Annotated in this window: 13 protein-coding genes; 8 read left to right on the top strand and 5 right to left on the bottom strand. The window is 61.4% G+C overall.

The window, feature by feature from the left end; genetic code table 11:
- Both NKH42_RS25335 and apnL read left to right on the top strand, forming a co-directional pair.
- Entirely contained in the window at window positions 1-1035 is a 1035-nt protein-coding gene (locus NKH42_RS25335; protein ID WP_352506277.1) for a Gfo/Idh/MocA family protein, read from the top strand.
- The gene (gene apnL, locus NKH42_RS25330) at window positions 1032-2939 is read left to right on the top strand and encodes a D-apionate lactonase (protein WP_352506276.1); all 1908 of its coding nucleotides are present in this window, start codon (window positions 1032-1034) and stop codon (window positions 2937-2939) included. The genes NKH42_RS25335 and apnL overlap by 4 nt, the downstream gene beginning before the upstream one ends.
- A 77-nt stretch (window positions 2940-3016) precedes the next feature.
- Here apnL and NKH42_RS25325 read toward each other — a convergent pair whose 3' ends face one another.
- Both NKH42_RS25325 and NKH42_RS25320 read right to left on the bottom strand, forming a co-directional pair.
- On the bottom strand, window positions 3017-3985 hold the full coding sequence (locus tag NKH42_RS25325; RefSeq protein ID WP_352689988.1) for a GlxA family transcriptional regulator: 969 nt from the start codon (window positions 3983-3985) through the stop codon (window positions 3017-3019).
- Between the two features lie 311 nt (window positions 3986-4296).
- A complete protein-coding gene (locus NKH42_RS25320; protein ID WP_023720267.1) occupies window positions 4297-5010 on the bottom strand; it encodes a transcriptional regulator NanR in 714 nt (237 codons plus the stop codon).
- A gap of 174 nt (window positions 5011-5184) precedes the next feature.
- Between NKH42_RS25320 and oiaX the strand changes: the two genes are divergently transcribed.
- Window positions 5185-6447 (top strand): 3-oxo-isoapionate-4-phosphate decarboxylase OiaX, encoded by a 1263-nt coding sequence (gene oiaX / locus NKH42_RS25315; RefSeq protein WP_352689989.1) that lies wholly within the window; start codon window positions 5185-5187, stop codon window positions 6445-6447.
- A gap of 4 nt (window positions 6448-6451) precedes the next feature.
- Window positions 6452-7843: a four-carbon acid sugar kinase family protein gene (locus NKH42_RS25310; RefSeq protein ID WP_352689990.1), complete on the top strand. Its 1392-nt coding sequence runs from the start codon at window positions 6452-6454 to the stop codon at window positions 7841-7843.
- Window positions 7844-7905: 62 nt separating this feature from the next.
- Here NKH42_RS25310 and NKH42_RS25305 read toward each other — a convergent pair whose 3' ends face one another.
- The gene (locus NKH42_RS25305; RefSeq protein WP_352689991.1) at window positions 7906-8409 is read right to left on the bottom strand and encodes a hypothetical protein; all 504 of its coding nucleotides are present in this window, start codon (window positions 8407-8409) and stop codon (window positions 7906-7908) included.
- A 279-nt stretch (window positions 8410-8688) separates the two neighbouring features.
- On the opposite strand from NKH42_RS25305, the gene NKH42_RS25300 reads away from it, so the two are divergent.
- The 3 genes from NKH42_RS25300 to NKH42_RS25290 all read left to right on the top strand — a co-directional run bounded on the left by NKH42_RS25300 (window position 8689) and on the right by NKH42_RS25290 (window position 12468).
- Window positions 8689-10206 (top strand): S10 family peptidase, encoded by a 1518-nt coding sequence (locus tag NKH42_RS25300; protein WP_352689992.1) that lies wholly within the window; start codon window positions 8689-8691, stop codon window positions 10204-10206.
- 172 nt (window positions 10207-10378) lie between these two features.
- A complete protein-coding gene (locus tag NKH42_RS25295) occupies window positions 10379-11797 on the top strand; it encodes a sensor histidine kinase (protein ID WP_352752698.1) in 1419 nt (472 codons plus the stop codon).
- A complete protein-coding gene (locus NKH42_RS25290) occupies window positions 11794-12468 on the top strand; it encodes a response regulator (protein ID WP_352689993.1) in 675 nt (224 codons plus the stop codon). Before NKH42_RS25295 ends, NKH42_RS25290 begins: the two co-directional genes overlap by 4 nt.
- Window positions 12469-12507: 39 nt before the next feature.
- On the opposite strand, the gene NKH42_RS25285 is transcribed toward NKH42_RS25290, so the two are convergent.
- Together NKH42_RS25285 and NKH42_RS25280 are read right to left on the bottom strand one after the other, a co-directional pair.
- Window positions 12508-12972 carry a hypothetical protein gene (locus NKH42_RS25285; protein WP_352689994.1) on the bottom strand — a complete coding sequence of 155 codons (465 nt, stop codon included), beginning with the start codon at window positions 12970-12972 and terminating at the stop codon, window positions 12508-12510.
- Window positions 12973-13820: 848 nt separating this feature from the next.
- Window positions 13821-14192 carry a VOC family protein gene (locus NKH42_RS25280; RefSeq protein ID WP_352974625.1) on the bottom strand — a complete coding sequence of 124 codons (372 nt, stop codon included), beginning with the start codon at window positions 14190-14192 and terminating at the stop codon, window positions 13821-13823.
- Between the two features lie 681 nt (window positions 14193-14873).
- On the opposite strand from NKH42_RS25280, the gene NKH42_RS25275 reads away from it, so the two are divergent.
- Window positions 14874-15314, top strand: coding sequence for a DUF2267 domain-containing protein (locus NKH42_RS25275; protein ID WP_352752681.1), 441 nt, complete (start codon window positions 14874-14876; stop codon window positions 15312-15314).
- The last annotated feature ends 29 nt before the right edge of the window (window positions 15315-15343 follow it).

The raw sequence follows: 15343 nt of genomic DNA, 5'->3' as shown, positions 1-15343 counted from the left end.
ATGGCGGAGCTGCGTGGCGCGCTGATCGGCTGCGGCTTCTTTGCCGTCAACCAGATGCATGCCTGGCGCGACATAGAGAGCGCTTCGATTGCCGCCATCTGCGACCGCGATCCGGACCGGTTAAGGGTGGTCGGCGACCAGTTCGGCATCGCGCGGCGCTATACCGACGCTGCTGCGCTGTTTGCCGGCGAAAGGTTGGATTTCGTCGACATCGCTACCACCGTACCAAGCCACAGAACGCTGGTGGAGATGGCGGCGCAGTATGGCGTTCCGGTAATCTGCCAAAAGCCGTTCGCGCCGTCGCTTGCCGACGCCAAGGCCATGGTGAAAGCCTGCGCCGACGCCGGCGTGCCGTTGATGGTGCATGAGAATTTTCGCTGGCAGTCGCCGATCCAGGCGGTGCGTGCGGTGCTCGACAGCGGCGAAATCGGCACCCCCTTCTTCGGACGGATCTCGTTCCGATCGGCTTATGACGTGTTTTCCGGCCAGCCCTATCTGGCGACCGGAAGGCGCTTCATTATTGAGGATCTAGGCATTCATATCCTCGACATCGCCCGCTTTCTGCTGGGCGACGTCTCGACGGTCACCGCGCGAACGGCGCGCGTCAATCCCGGCATAACCGGCGAGGACGTTGCGACGATGCTGATGGACCACACGGGCGGCGCCACTTCCGTGGTCGACTGCAGCTACGCCAGCAAGCTCGCGACAGAGCCGTTCCCCGAGACGCTGATCGAGATCGACGGCAAGGATGGCACGATCCGGCTGGCGCAGGGCTACCGCCTCACCGTCACCGGCAGGAGCGGGACGGTCGGTAGCGACGTCTCGCCGCCGCTGCTGGCCTGGGCATCGCGGCCGTGGCACAACATCCAGGAAAGCGTCGTCGCCATTCAAAAACATTGGGTCGATTGCCTGACCAACGGAACCGAGCCCGCGACCTCCGGCGCGGACAACCTTAAAACATTAGCGCTGGTCGAGGCAGCGTACGCCGGCGCCGCAAGCCGGGAGCCGGTGCAACTCGACGCCTTGCTGAAATGACAGCCAACGCCTTCCTCCTCTACGGCACAGGTGCCGTTGAAGCCGAACCGGTCAGGCTGCAAGCCGGCGCGCTGACGGCGGACTTCGTCAACGGCAATCTGCGCACCATTCGGCATGGCGGCACCGAAGTTCTGCGCGCTATCGCCTACATCGTCAGGGATCGCGACTGGGGCACCTACGAGCCGAGACTGGCCGATCTTGCCATCGAACAAAATGCCGAGGCTTTTTCCGTCAGCTATTCGGCAAATTGCCGGGCACCGGACGGCAGCCGGCTCGACTTCCGCGCCACCATCAAGGGCTCCGCCGATGGTAAATTGGTCTTCGACGTGAGCGCTCTTCCCGACAGCGATTTCGAAACCAATCGCTGCGGCTTCTGCATCCTGCATCCGATTGCCGGCTTGGCCGGCAGCCCGGTCACGGTCGAGCATACCGATGGCAGCGTGGTCGCGACCAGGCTTCCAGAGCTGATCGATCCCTGGCAGCCTTTCAAGGATCTGCGGGCGATCACCCATGAGGTCCGGCCGGGCGTCACCGCTGAATGCCGGATGGAAGGCGACATTTTCGAGATGGAGGACCAGCGCAACTGGTCGGATGCCTCCTACAAGACCTATGTCCGGCCGCTCGCGCTGCCATGGTCATACATGCTGCCTGCCGGCGAGACCTTCCGCCAGACCATCAGCTTGCGGATGGAGGGTGGCGGGAAAGTGCCGGCTGCCGCGGCAAGCGCCGAACCGATTCGTGTCACGCTCGGCCAAGCCGGACCGGCGCTGCCGGATATCGCCGTGATCATCTATCCGGATGAGGTCGAGGCGGCGCTGGGCAAGCTGCCGATGCTGTCCGAGCTTGGCCCGCAGCAATTGATGTTCCACTATGACCCGACGCGCGGCCACGAGCTCGATGCCTTGCGATCCTACGCCCGGCTCGCCGCCGCCTATCCGGTCCGGACAACGCTCGAATGTGTCATTGCCGGCGACGGCGATCTCGACGCCGAGCTTTCAGGCGTCGCCGACAGGGTGCGGCAGGCCGGGCTCAAGCTTTCGGCCATTGCCGTTTCGCCCTCGGTCGACCGGCAGTCGACGCCACCGGGCAGCGCGTGGCCGCACTGCCCGCTGCTCGAGGACGTCTATGCCGCGACGCGGCGCGCCTTTCCCGACAGCCGCCTCGGCGGCGGCATGTTCAGCTATTTCACCGAACTCAATCGCAAGCGCGTGCCGGCCGATCCGCTCGATTTCGTCACGCATTGCACCTGCCCGATCGTGCACGCCGCCGACGATCTCAGCGTCATGCAATCGTTGGAGGCGCTGCCTTCCATCACAGCCTCGGTGAGGGCGATCTTCGGGCCAAAACCCTATCGGATCGGGCCGTCGACCATTGCCATGCGCCAGAACCCCTATGGCGGTGCGACCAAGGCCAATCCCGACAGTCAGCGCATTGCCATGGCCGACCGCGACCCTCGCCATACCGGGCTGTTCGGAGCCGCATGGACGATCGGCTATGCCGCACGTGTTGCGCCGGCTGGCCTCGAAATACTGACGCTCTGCAGCTTCACCGGACCATTCGGCGTGCTGGCCTCGTCGGGCGAACCTGTCGAAGACGGTACACCCCGGCCGATTTTCCACGCGGTGAAAGGACTTTGCGATCTGGCCGGCCATGCGCATGTGGCGGCGACAACGACCGATGAGAGGCGGGTGCTGGCACTTGCCGGCCGCTCCCAGACAGGCAAGATCATCATCTGGCTGGCGAACCTTACCCCGGTCGATGTTCCGGTCGACGTTTCCGGGCTCGGCTCCGATCAGGGCCCTCTCAAGATTTGGAATGGACGACTGTCACGCCAGATTCCGCGCGATACGTCGGGCCGAGACCATCTTGTGATGACACCCTACGCAATCGTCCGGATCGGCTGAAGTCATTTGCCGAGGCTCATGGGTAGCCGCACTTGCGTAGCGGTTGCGTGTAGCCGCAGCACTCCGCTGCCGAGTTGTCACCGGATTTGCTTTCGAAACTCGCCCGGTGCCATTCCAGTTGTCTTGGAAAAAAGACGGCTGAACGAGGCGACGTCCTGATAACCCACCCGATAGCAAATTTCTGAAACGCTCAGTTTCGTTTCCTCAAGCATGGACCTTGCCAACTCCAGCCGCCTTTCCTGGATCCATTTTCCCGGCGTTGTCTGGAGTTCGTCGAAAAACCTGCGAGACAGGGTTCGCGAAGACATGCCCAATTCGGTTGCCAGAAATTTCAGATCGATTTCCGACATCTTGTCTTTCGAGAGCTCACGCAACTTGTCCTCGAATGGGCTGGCTCCGTACGAAATTCCATCGAGGGAAAATTCGTAGGGACTCTGGAATGTGCGCGGCGGCGGGAGAACCAGAAGTTTTCGAATGATCCGCTCTTCCTTCGAGAAGCCCAGATCGATCAGCAAAGCCCTGGCGAGTTCGAGTCCGGAAAACCCGCCTCCGCATGTGTAGAGGCGGTCCTGGCGAATGAGGAGCCGGGAAGCGTCCCATCGCACTTGCGGAAACCGGCGGCTTGCCTCGGCTCTCAGCCACCAGGATATCGTCGCGCGTTTACCGTCCAATAATCCCGAATTGGCGAGCAGATAACACGCGCCGCAATGTGCTGCGATGATTGCGTCCTGCTGCTGCGCGAGCGCGATCAGCGGTTTTGAATGTTCACTCTCCTCGTCGAGCGAGCGCAGAAGCTCCGGAATCTCGACACCCGGCATGGCAATGAGAATCAGGACATCCATTTTCCGGGATGGTTGAGCTTTTGTCGGGAAGGAAATTCCGGTGCTTGATGCCGACGGCGCGCTCCTTGAAACGAACTCACAGGAGAGAACCTGCGAACGGCAGACATCATTCACAAGCTGAAACATTTCCACGAGCGTCGAGACGACGGCCGAATAGAAATTCGACGGCAGCCAGATCACAACGTGGAGGCTCCTGACAGCCATTGCGGTACTCCAGTGTCGTTCTCGTGGATGGCAAGCCTAGCATAGTCTTTGCAAGAATTGCCAATTCCAGAACAAGCGCGCGGGCTCCAGGAGGGCCTATGCGGGCTTGCTGATGAAGGCGGGGCCGCGGAAATCCATGGCTGCGAAGATGCAAATGCTGAAATCGTTGAATGAAAACACGCGGCAAATACATCGGATTCAGAGGGCAACAGAAAACTGCGTCGGTCCGGGCTCAGGCTGATCTGTGGTCAGTCAGTAGGCCGAGAGCAAGGTGCCGGCCGCTACGCCGGTCCGGACCTTGCTCTTGATTTTCAGCTGCCGGAGTTCATCACGTAAAGCGCACGCGAGCGTTCGAGGTGCTTGATCATCGCCTTCTCGGCGCCATCCGCATCCTTGGCTTCGATGCGTCCGATGATCTCTTCGTGCTCGGTCAGCGTGAACTTTTCCTTGCCGGTCCAGATCAGCATTTCGGTGTGGTATTCCTTTAGCCAGCCAAGCATTGCCTCGCTGACGGCGACATAGATCGGGTTGCCGGATATTGCCGAGATCTGGGTGTGGAATTTCATGTCGGCGGATATGAAGGCTTCCGAGTCGCCACGATGGCTGCGCTGCTCTGCAACCGTTGCGCGCAACCGCTGCACGTCCTCGGCGGTTGCCTTCTCCGCGGCCTCCCTGACCATGCCGCGCTCGAAGAAGATACGCGCGTTCTTGAGGTGCTCCAGCGTGTCCTTCGACGACGACAGGATGATCTTGGCGGCGCCGTCGACCTGTTTGATGATCGACTTGGCGGTCAGCTGCAGCACTTTCGCCCGTTCGCCATGCGAGATCGCGACGAGGCCCATATTGCTCAACGCCTGCATTGCCTCGCGGATCGCCGGCCTGCCGACCTCGAAGCGCTCCATCAATTCGCGCTCCGATGGCATGTCGTCACCCGGCAGCAATTCGCCGCTGGTGATCAGGCGCTTCAGTCTCAAGAATACTTCGTCGGAAAGCTTGCGCCGGACGATCGGCTCCGAACGGTTCATCGTCGCGAATCACTCCTTTGACCGGCCCCTATCTAACATTTTCGGCGCGAATTCCGGAACGCCTGCTGCCGGCTCGTCCCAGCCGGATAGGGCTTGCAAAGCTTATGTACTCATTATACCAGATTTCAAGGGCCAAGGAACCTTTTTCGAACCACCCCGGCAGGCCGCGCGAATATGATTGTTCTCACCTATCGCATCGAAACGCCCGGCAATATCGAGGCGCTGGCGGCCAAGATCGCAAGCGACCAGTCGACCGGAACCTTCGTCGCGCTGGCCGGCGAGACCGAAGAGCTCAAGGCCAGGGTCGCGGCGCGAGTCCTGGCGATACGGCATCTGCCCGATGCGGATCGGCCGTCTCTTCCCGAAACCGGTCCCGAAGCGCGCAATGGCCCGGTCAAGCGCGCCGACGTCGACATCGCGTTTCCGCTAGACGCCATCGGCACCGATTTGTCGGCGTTGATGACCATCGCCATCGGCGGCACATTTTCGATCAAGGGCCTGTCCGGTATCCGGATCGTCGACATGAGGCTACCCGAGGAGTACCGGGGCGCGCATCCGGGCCCGCAATTCGGCGTCACGGGCAGCCGCAGGCTGACCGGTGTCGCGGATCGTCCGATCATCGGGACCATCGTCAAGCCGGCGCTGGGGCTCCGCCCGCCCGAGACGGCCGCAATGGTGCAAGAGCTGATTGCCGCCGGCGTCGATTTCATCAAGGACGACGAGAAGCTGATGAGCCCGGCCTATTCACCGCTGTCGGAGCGGGTGAGGGCAATCATGCCGCTGATCCTCGACCACGAGCAGAAGACCGGCAAGAAGGTCATGTATGCCTTCGGCATCTCACATGCCGATCCCGACGAGATGATGCGAAACCACGACCTGGTGGCAAAGGCCGGCGGCAATTGCGCCGTGGTCAACATCAATTCGATCGGTTTCGGCGGCATGGCTTACCTTCGAAAACGCTCCAGCCTTGTGCTCCATGCCCACCGCAATGGCTGGGACATTCTCACCCGCCATCCCGGCCTCGGCATGGATTTCAAGGTCTGGCAGCAGTTTTGGCGGTTGCTCGGCGTCGACCAGTTCCAGATCAACGGCATCGCCTCGAAATACTGGGAACCCGACTGGTCCTTCGTCGAATCCTTCAAGGCGGTGGCCTCGCCGATCTTTTCGCCGGCCGATTGCGCATTGCCGGTCGCCGGTTCCGGCCAGTGGGGCGGGCAGGCGCCTGAAACGTTCCAGCGAACCGGCCGGACGGTGGATCTTCTCTATCTGTGCGGCGGTGGCATCGTCAGCCACCCGGACGGGCCGGGCGCCGGCGTGCGCGCCGTGCAGCAGGCCTGGCAGGCGGCGGTCCAGGACATTCCGTTGTCGGATTATGCCTTGAGCCATGTCGAGCTGGCGCGGTCGATCGAGAAGTTCGGCGACGGCAAGGCGGCCTGACGCCATGCAGAACCTGCTTCTGAGTTATTATGGCGACGACCTGACCGGCTCGACCGACGTGATGGAGGCGCTCGAGCTCGGCGGCGTGCCGACCGTGCTGTTCATGCGCCAGCCGGACGAGGCGCTGCTTTCGCAGTTTGCGCATTGCCGTGCCGTCGGGCTGGCCGGCACCAGCCGCAGCGAGACGCCGCAGTGGATGGACACGCATCTGCGAGATGCCTTCGCCTGGCTGAAGACCCTTAAAGCCGAGATCTGCCACTACAAGGTCTGCTCGACCTTCGATTCCAGCCCGGCGATCGGCAGCATCGGCCGGGCGATCGAGATCGGCTGCTCGGTTTTCCGGCAAGACGGCGTGCCGCTGGTGGTCGGCGCGCCGCAGCTGAAGCGCTACACCGCCTTCGGCCATCTGTTCGCGGCCTATCGCGAAAAATATTTCCGCATCGACCGCCATCCCGTGATGAGCCGCCATCCGATCACGCCGATGGACGAATCCGACCTGCTGATCCACCTGTCGCGCCAGACAGACCTCAGATCGGGCCTGATCGACCTGGCGACGCTGCAGTCTGCGTCGCGGTCGGAAGCATTCGACCGGCTTGTGGAGGAGGGCACAGGAATCGTGCTTGTCGATGTCGACAGCCTGGAAACCCAAGCGCTTGCCGGCAAGGAGATTTGGCGCGCTCGCAAGCCGGGGGGTTATTTCGTCGTCGGCTCTTCGGGCATCGAATATGCCTTGCTGGTCGAATGGGCATCGAACCGAATCGTGGATGCCAAACCCGCCTTTTCGCCGCCGGGCGCTGCCTACAGGATCGCCGTGGTCTCGGGGAGCTGCTCGCCGACGACGGAACGACAGATCCGGCATGCCCTGGCCGAAGGCTTCGACGGGATCGAGCTCGACCCGGTCGAACTGGTTTCTGAGGCTTCGAACGACGCTATTGCGCGCGCGGTCGCAACCGGCCGCTCCAGCCTACGGGCCGGGCGGAGCGTCATCCTCTACACCGCGCTCGGACCTGCGGCCGACCGCGGTGCTGAAATCGATCTCAGGGAAGGCGCCCGCCATAAGCTCGGCCGCGGCCTTGGCGAGCTTCTCCGCGAACTGACGCTTCAAGAGAAGCTGCCGCGCGTGGTCATCGCCGGCGGCGACACGTCGAGCCATGCACTTGGCCAGATGGGCGTCGACGCGCTGACGGTGCGAATGCCGCTGCCGGCATCGCCGGGCTCGCCGCTTTGTGTGGCGCATTCGCGCGTAAAGGCGATCGACGGGCTGGAAATTGCCCTCAAGGGCGGGCAGGTCGGAACCGACCGCTATTTCTCCACTATTCGCGATGGAGTCGGGTCGGCGGTTGAGAGCGGGAAACATCCGTTCAAATCGGTGATGCTCGATCGAGATCAGGGATAGTCATCAGCCGGCAAACCAGAAACCCCAGACATTTTAGGTCGGCGGCAATGCGACTCATTCCGCTATCTTGTACGGCCCCTTGCCCTGCTTGGATGATACTGACGGGCATAGGCGACACAGGCGTCCACCGTGCTGACACAGAGCGCATCGCGGTTGTTCGGCAGGTTGTTGTCGCCGGCGTATGCAACCTCGGCAACACGACCGTCAACCATTCGAATTTGCGTGTTGCAATAGCCGCCGGGGGCGACGTTGACGGAACCTCCGAGCGCAGGGACCGGGCCAATCGCCACGGTCGGAACCACAATGTTGAGATTGCCGCGTTGAACGACCCGCTGATAGGTCCAGATCTGGCCGGATTTGCCGACATCGGCAGTGGCGGTCGGAAAGCCGGCGCACATTCGAACGTCCGCCTCGCTAAGGCCGACCATCTCCTTGCGGGCTGCCGCCGCCGTGGCGTCTTCCCTCGCGGTGCTCGAGGTGTCGTCGGGCATGACGCAGGAAGACAGGATGGCGGCGCCTGCCGATAGAAGGAGAAGGGAAAGCTTTCGGGTGTGGAATGATGTCATACCGACTTCGGATTGCACGGGAGCCCCGAATGCCAACCTAGGAAGTGGGCCAATCGAGTCAACCGGCAGAAAATTCACGAAGTCGTTTGGTAGGTCATTCCGCCGCGCGCATCCGCTGCAAGAGGTTGAGGCTGCCGCCGTGACCCTCGCGCCCTATCTTCCGCCTGGGCATCGGATTTCCCAAACCGACCCCTTCTTGTCAGACGTACTGGCGCACGGTGCTGTGACTTTGGTTCGGCCGACGGTGTGCTAGTTTCTGCCGATTGCTCCGGAGACGTCATGCCTATCAAGCTGCAAGAAATCGCCCTCGCTCTTCTGCTGTTGGTTGCCGGAACTGGGGTCGGTCACGCGGAGACGGCCCAGCGGCCGCCGCCCACCGGCGGGGTTCTCTCGCTCCTGCCACCGCCGCAGACTTCCGATCATTCGATCGTCATTGCCGGACGCACGCTCGATTACGAGGCCAGGGCCGGCACGCTGTCATTACCGTCCGGCAAAGGCGATATCACCGCCGAGATCTTCTATGTCGCCTATGCTCTGCACGCCGGGAAAGAAACGGGACCGGATCCGCGTCGCCCGATCACCTTCGTTTTCAATGGCGGTCCGGGAGCAGCTTCCGCCTATCTTCATTTGGGCGCGCTCGGTCCGCGGGTTCTGGCGACAGCGGCCGATGGAAGTTTCCTGCCGCCGCCGCAGAGGCTGTTCGACAACCCCGACACTTGGCTCGACATGACCGACCTGGTCTTTGTGGACCCTGTCGGAACCGGTTACAGCCGTGAAGCGCCCGGCACGGAAGCACACAGCTTCTGGGGCGTCAGCCAGGACGCTGCGTCGATAGGCGCGTTTATCCGGCTCTATCTGGCGCAGACCAACCGTACGGCATCGCCTGTCTTCCTGGCTGGCGAAAGCTATGGCGGCTTTCGAGCAGCATTGCTCGCCAGGAAGCTTCAGGAAGACATCGGCATCAGCCCGAGCGGCGTCGTGCTGATTTCGCCGGCCCTCGAATTCACACTGGTGCGTCCGGACGAGTTCCAGCCGCTCCACTGGGCGCTCGAACTGCCGTCGCTGGCGGCAGTGCGCCTGCACAGCGAAGGCGTTTCTGGCCCGGCTCTGCAGGCACGGCTGGCGGAAGTCGAACGCTATGCGCTCGGCGAATATCTGGCCGCGCTGGCAGGTGGGCTGGAGCAGGGTGGAGGCCTGGCGAGCCAGCGTGTCGCCGCAATCACCGGTCTGCCGCTCGATCTCGTCCAGCGGCACTTTGCACGCATTCCCATAGGGCTGTTCGCCAAGGAGTTTGCACGGGCAAAGGGCAATGTTCTCAGCGCCTATGACGGCAACATCGCAACGGCGGACGTGGCGCCAGAGAGCCTGGGAGTCGAGGGTCCCGATCCGGTGCTCGACCGAAGCGTGCCGGCGCTTACCTCCGCTTTCGTCGGCTATGTGCGTGATGAATTGAACTTCCGTACGGATATCAGCTATCGGCTTCTCAACCGCGAAGTCAGCGGCAATTGGGATTATGGAACGAGCCCGACGCGTCAGGGCTATGCGGGTGTCATGGACGACCTTCAGCAGGCGCGCACGCTGAACCCCAGCCTCGGCGTGCTGATCGTCAACGGCTATAGCGACCTGGTGACGCCGTACATGGGCTCGCGCTACCTGCTTGGTCAAATTCCTTCGCTTGCCGGCGCAAAGCCCATTCGCAGCGAGGTGCTGGAAGGCGGGCACATGATGTATCTGAGGCCGGACGGGCGGGCGGCGCTGAAGCAGGCTGCGTCCGAGCTTTACCGAACGACGCAATGAGACGATTTGCGCAAAAAAGCGTCGGATGCGCTGTTCGCCCTCTCATCAGGCCCTAGTTCCATCGCGATTGATCGGTTACACACCTAGGATGGCGTCTTTTAGCGACGTTCGACAGCGGATTAGCCGGCTCTCCAGAATCGCGCCACTGGCGCGGCGTGCTGCCGAGCGGGCCATGCGGAATACCAGGCCACACAGGCTGACAAGCCTCGTCGACAGCTGGAACGCGCTGTCGCTGGCCACGCAGTTCCTGCTCGCGGGTGGTCTATTCTCCCTGTCGGCCATGGTGGTGGTGGGGATTTCAGTCACGAACCATATAGAAACCGTGGTCACGCAGAATTCGGCTTCCGCTACGGCTCTTTACGTGGACAGCGTTATTGCGCCGCTGCTTCCGGATATGCGCAAGAGCGAAGTCCTCGACGAGAGCGTAGCCCATGCGCTCGATGAAACGCTGGGACAAGGGGCACTCGGCACAAGGCTCGAATCCTTCAAGCTCTGGCGTCGCGACGGAACCATCCTGTATTCGACCGACAAGACATTGATCGGCAAGCGCTTTGAACCCAGCGACAATCTCCGGGCGGCATTCGCCGGCCAAATGGTTTCGGAGTTCGACAGGCTCGACGATCCAGACAGTGAGGCCGAAAGAGCCAGCGGCTTGCATCTCCTCGAGATTTACAATCCGGTGCTGCAGCCATGGTCGGGGGAAGTGGTGGCCGTTTCGGAATTCTACGAGGTCGCCACTGATTTTGAAAAAAACCTGCATCAGGCACTCATTCGAACCTGGCTGGACGTTGCCGCCGTCACAGCGGCCTTCTTTCTTGGGCTGTCGGCAATCGTGTTCCGTGGCAGCCGCACGATCAGCTCACAGAGCCGCTCGTTGAAGCAGCGCATTGCCGAGCTTTCCGATCTGCTCGCTCAAAACAGACTTTTGAGGCTGCGGGTGCAGCGCGCTTCGCAGCGTGCCACCGCACTCAACGAACGCTATCTCAGGCGCATCGGCGCGGACTTGCACGATGGCCCCGCGCAACTGGTTGCTCTCGCGGCGCTAGGGATCGATAGCCCGGTCATTGCCGATCCTGCTACGTCGCAATCGAAGCGTGCGCAGGAATTGCGGGCCATCAAAGCACATTTGGACGATGCCATGCGCGAGATCAGGAGCATCAGCAAGGGCCTTGTCCTGCCGCATATCGAGCATGCCGAACTGGGTGAGATTCTCCAGCTTGCCGTACGGGCGCACGAAGAACGAACCGGCGTCAAAGTGAGACTATCGATGACCGGCGGCCATACCCCGTTGTCGCCGGCGGCCAGGATCTGCATCTTCCGCTTCGTCCAGGAGACGCTGAACAATGGATTCCGTCATGCCGGAGGTGAAGGTCAGTCGGTCGAGAAACATTTCGACGGCGAACGCGTTTGTATCGAAGTGTCCGACGCCGGCCCCGGCTTTGATCCACAAATCGTGCGTCCCGAGGGGCTGGGGCTCGTTGGGCTGCGCGAGCGGGTGGAAAGCCTAGGGGGCCAGTTTACCGTGACGTCCTCACAAAGTGGCACGATCGTGAAAATGGCTCTCAACATCGTTGAAATGGGGCAGACATGACGACATCCATCAAGCTCGCCATCGTCGACGACCACCCGCTGTTCAGGGAAGGCGTTGTGCGCACGCTCGATCAGATCGGCGGGTTCGAGATCGTCGGCGAAGGAAGCAGCAGGGATGATGCCTTGCGGATAGTTGAAGACCGGCGGCCCGACATTCTGCTGATGGACATCTCGGTGCCTGGGGGTGGTCTTGGCGTGATCGAACCGGCCCTGGAACGGCATTCGGCACTGAAAATTGTGATGCTGACCGTTTCGGAAGAAAACCAGCATGTGATGGCCGCGTTGCAGAGCGGGGCGAGAGGCTATGTTCTGAAAGGGGTCGGGTCGAGGACGTTGGCTGCGATCCTGCGCACGGTAGCCTCGGGCGAACGATATGTTTGTCCACAATTGTCGGCGCGCCTGCTGGCCGATCTGTCGGCTCAATCAAAAGAGCCAGCGAAAGTTGACGGACTTGCCGAACTCACCAGCCGCGAAAGGGAGATCCTGACGCTGGTTGCCGCGGGCCTGAGCAACAAACGGATTGGGCTTCGGCTGAACCTGCATGAGAAAACGATAAAGCACCACATGACGCGAATCCTGGCCAAGCTCAACGTCAGCAACAGGACCGAAGCCGCAATGACTTTACGCGATGCGACTGAGCGCCGGCATTCGCCTGTTCGCGATCATGCTTGAGCCGAAACAGCCTCACGGGGCGGCTGTGTGATCTGGCCGTCAGTTGATCATTTCAAGCAACCTGTCCCGATCGGAACGCGTCGCCAGGCGCCGAATGATGGTACGGCCCTTGGCATCGCGCATTTCATATTGGCCGCTATCAACGCGCTCGCTGAGGCCGTTCGAATGCACCACGCCAATGCTCGGCCCACTCACCTCGATCCGGTCTCCCGTGGTTGCATTGATAAAGAGTTTTGGCCTGCTGCCCGGGGTTACCGCGGCGGCGGGATCAGGGAGATTGTCGTCCTGCGACTTTGCTTTGCCCTTGCCGGCTCCGGCATTCGAGTTTGAATTGCCGGAGTTTCCACCCGGATTGCCGGAATTGCCGCCCCCATTCCCATTTCCGTTCCCGCCATTGCCGTTGCCGTTCCCGCCGTCTTTGGCCCAGGCAGCCAGCCGGCCGAGCGGCTGCGATAGTCCGTCGAACACGACGCGATAGGGGCTCACGACGAGAACGAAGGTCAAAACGACTACAGAAATGCCGACATGACGTCCTCGCGAAGATCCGGTCCTTCGTCTCCGGGTCGTCATCAATGAACTTGCCAGTCGCATGGCGGAAATCCCCTTAATCATACGGACCTTTCGTGCTGCCTCCTGTTCGAATTCGTGCGATGCTTAAAACAATGGTTTGTATCGGTAAGGTCAAGACCCACCAGTCCCACGAGGGTAACTGGTGGGTCTCGCTGGCGCAGGAAGGGACTATTTACTGCGCAAGTCTTTTGCCTTCGCTTCGTTGCGTCTCTCGGCGGGGGGCGCCGAGTTCTCACCGTCAGCCAACAATAAATCCAATGGCTGCGATCCCGAAACACAGGCCAAATAACGGAAAAAGCAGCCAACGCGCCTGGTGAACGCTCGAATCCATAGCGGCCTCCTGTAACAGTCGGCATCGCAACGGGGCTCTTCTGAACTCGGTTCCTGAAACTCTCGCGTTTCGGGCTTTTGCGATAGCAGCCTCGGACCAAAGTTCGGCTGTGCAGGCCCTTGGTCGACAGGCCTACAGACTGAAGTCCCTATGCAAGGAGCCGCCTGCATTCGGCGACCTTTGTGTCCACCAGGCGGCGCGATCCACCGGTCCCTTCGAATGCTTTACCTTCCTGGCTCTATGGCGAAGCGACATTGGTCCACTGCATGTCATTGAAACGTCACCAGTAGAGACCCATATGCGGATTGCGTCGGATGTCTCCTCCCATTGCGTCCGGCGCGTTCCCCTCTGGAGGTTACAGACCTTCACGCTTGGCCGGGCTCAACAGTCCGGCCTTTTCTTTTGGTCATCGCTGTCTGGGTCGAGCATCGTTCTGCCGCAGCGCGCCGCCTCAGCTGCGAGGTGGAATTTGCTGGACAGACCATGTGTTGCCGTCAGGATCCTCAAAGAAGACAAATCTGCCCCAGGGAAAATCCTTGATATCGCTGACCTCAATGCCTTGGGGGGCCAGGTGCCGGTGTGCCTCATCGATGTCGGGCACAACCAGCTGCAGACCCCGTATGGATCCCGGGGTGCTGTCGACGATGCCTTTGCCCATGGCAATCGAACAGGCCGAACCGGGCGGCGTCAATTGCACGAAACGTATCTCGTCGCTTACCGTGTGATCATGATCGAGGTGAAAGCCGACCTTCCCAACATAAAAGGCGATGGCATTGTCGACGTCCGATACGGGGACCGGGACCAGTTCCAGCTTCCAATCCATGACAACCCTTTCGCAGCTTTCGCCAAGTGGTGCCGAACACCGTGGGCGACATCCCGCCATCTTCCCAATGCCATTGTCGGCGCGGGCCGCTCAATCGGTCAAGAGATATCCGGCAAAAGCCGGGTTCGGGCAACGTGAGGACTGGTCTCATTGCTGACGGCGTTCGGAACCGATAAGCGCAAGCTCAGTGTTGGCCAAGGCGTTCTCGTGCTTTCCGCCACGCCCGAACCGGGCAGGGTGGCGGTTCGGCCGAGTTTGCCGCGCGCTATGCAGCGCGCTTCGGACCGATCGGCAATTATGCCGTGAACGCCCACGAATTCGGCCTGTCTTCTTCTTGCCGCGATCAAAGACGCCAGCACTGTATCCAAGGGACATCCGAGCCGGTGCAACGTTCTAGCGGCAGTGCGCGATATCCGTTTCAAGGGAATCGCCTATCGCGAGACCGTACGGTGGAATGAAAGGCGACAATCTGGCCGCGGTGACTGCACTCAACGTGGTGGAAAACGGCCAGTTCCGACAGATCGCCGAAATCCGGCAGATGCAGAGTGTCGAGCAGACCAACCCCCGACAGGCTCTCCGACCGAACCGCTTTCCGCCGCTTTGCCAGGCGATTTTCACAGGACCGCGAAACAATTATCTCCGGTCGCCGTTTCGCCCGCAGAACCTTTCGAGGAGGCGACGATGAGCGCGACCGGCTTGGACGTTTTTGACAAAACGCTGCAAATAACAAACATCTGGCTAGACGAGATCATGGTGGATCTTGGTCCGGATCGACACGTCGCCTGGCATACGTTGGGCGCCGTTCTGCGAACCCTTCGGCACAGGCTGCAGGTCGGACTGGCAGCCAAATTGGGAGCGGAACTGCCGCTGCTCGTGCGGGGCGCCTACTATGATCGCTATCGGCCCGCCGACATGCCCGACAAGACACGCTCGCTCGAGGAGTTCCTGCAACACATCGCCGATGAATTGAAATCGACCCGTGCTGTCGATCCCGAGGATGCGGCACGCTCGGTGCTGCGTGTGCTTGCACGGCATATCGACCTTGGCCAGTCGGCAAAGGTGCGGGATGCGCTGCCAAAGGAAATCCAGGTCCTCTGGCCTGAAAGCGTGGGCGTCAAATAGCGGCGATCCTGCTCGTGCGGACGCGCGAC

Source organism: Mesorhizobium sp. M1142, assembly GCF_040318565.1.
Lineage (GTDB): Bacteria > Pseudomonadota > Alphaproteobacteria > Rhizobiales > Rhizobiaceae > Mesorhizobium.
This window is presented reverse-complemented; position numbering and strand designations above follow the sequence as displayed.

Bases quoted from the DNA above. Each gene is read 5' to 3' on its own strand.
- oiaX (WP_352689989.1), top strand. From the start codon at position 5,185: ATGATTGTTCTCACCTATCGCATCGAAACGCCCGGCAATATCGAGGCG.
- NKH42_RS25295 (WP_352752698.1), top strand. From the start codon at position 10,379: ATGCGGAATACCAGGCCACACAGGCTGACAAGCCTCGTCGACAGCTGG.
- NKH42_RS25335 (WP_352506277.1), top strand. From the start codon at position 1: ATGGCGGAGCTGCGTGGCGCGCTGATCGGCTGCGGCTTCTTTGCCGTC.
- NKH42_RS25320 (WP_023720267.1), bottom strand. From the start codon at position 5,010: ATGAACCGTTCGGAGCCGATCGTCCGGCGCAAGCTTTCCGACGAAGTA.
- NKH42_RS25290 (WP_352689993.1), top strand. From the start codon at position 11,794: ATGACGACATCCATCAAGCTCGCCATCGTCGACGACCACCCGCTGTTC.
- apnL (WP_352506276.1), top strand. From the start codon at position 1,032: ATGACAGCCAACGCCTTCCTCCTCTACGGCACAGGTGCCGTTGAAGCC.
- NKH42_RS25305 (WP_352689991.1), bottom strand. From the start codon at position 8,409: ATGACATCATTCCACACCCGAAAGCTTTCCCTTCTCCTTCTATCGGCA.
- NKH42_RS25325 (WP_352689988.1), bottom strand. From the start codon at position 3,985: ATGGCTGTCAGGAGCCTCCACGTTGTGATCTGGCTGCCGTCGAATTTC.
- NKH42_RS25310 (WP_352689990.1), top strand. From the start codon at position 6,452: ATGCAGAACCTGCTTCTGAGTTATTATGGCGACGACCTGACCGGCTCG.
- NKH42_RS25275 (WP_352752681.1), top strand. From the start codon at position 14,874: ATGAGCGCGACCGGCTTGGACGTTTTTGACAAAACGCTGCAAATAACA.
- NKH42_RS25280 (WP_352974625.1), bottom strand. From the start codon at position 14,192: ATGGATTGGAAGCTGGAACTGGTCCCGGTCCCCGTATCGGACGTCGAC.
- NKH42_RS25300 (WP_352689992.1), top strand. From the start codon at position 8,689: ATGCCTATCAAGCTGCAAGAAATCGCCCTCGCTCTTCTGCTGTTGGTT.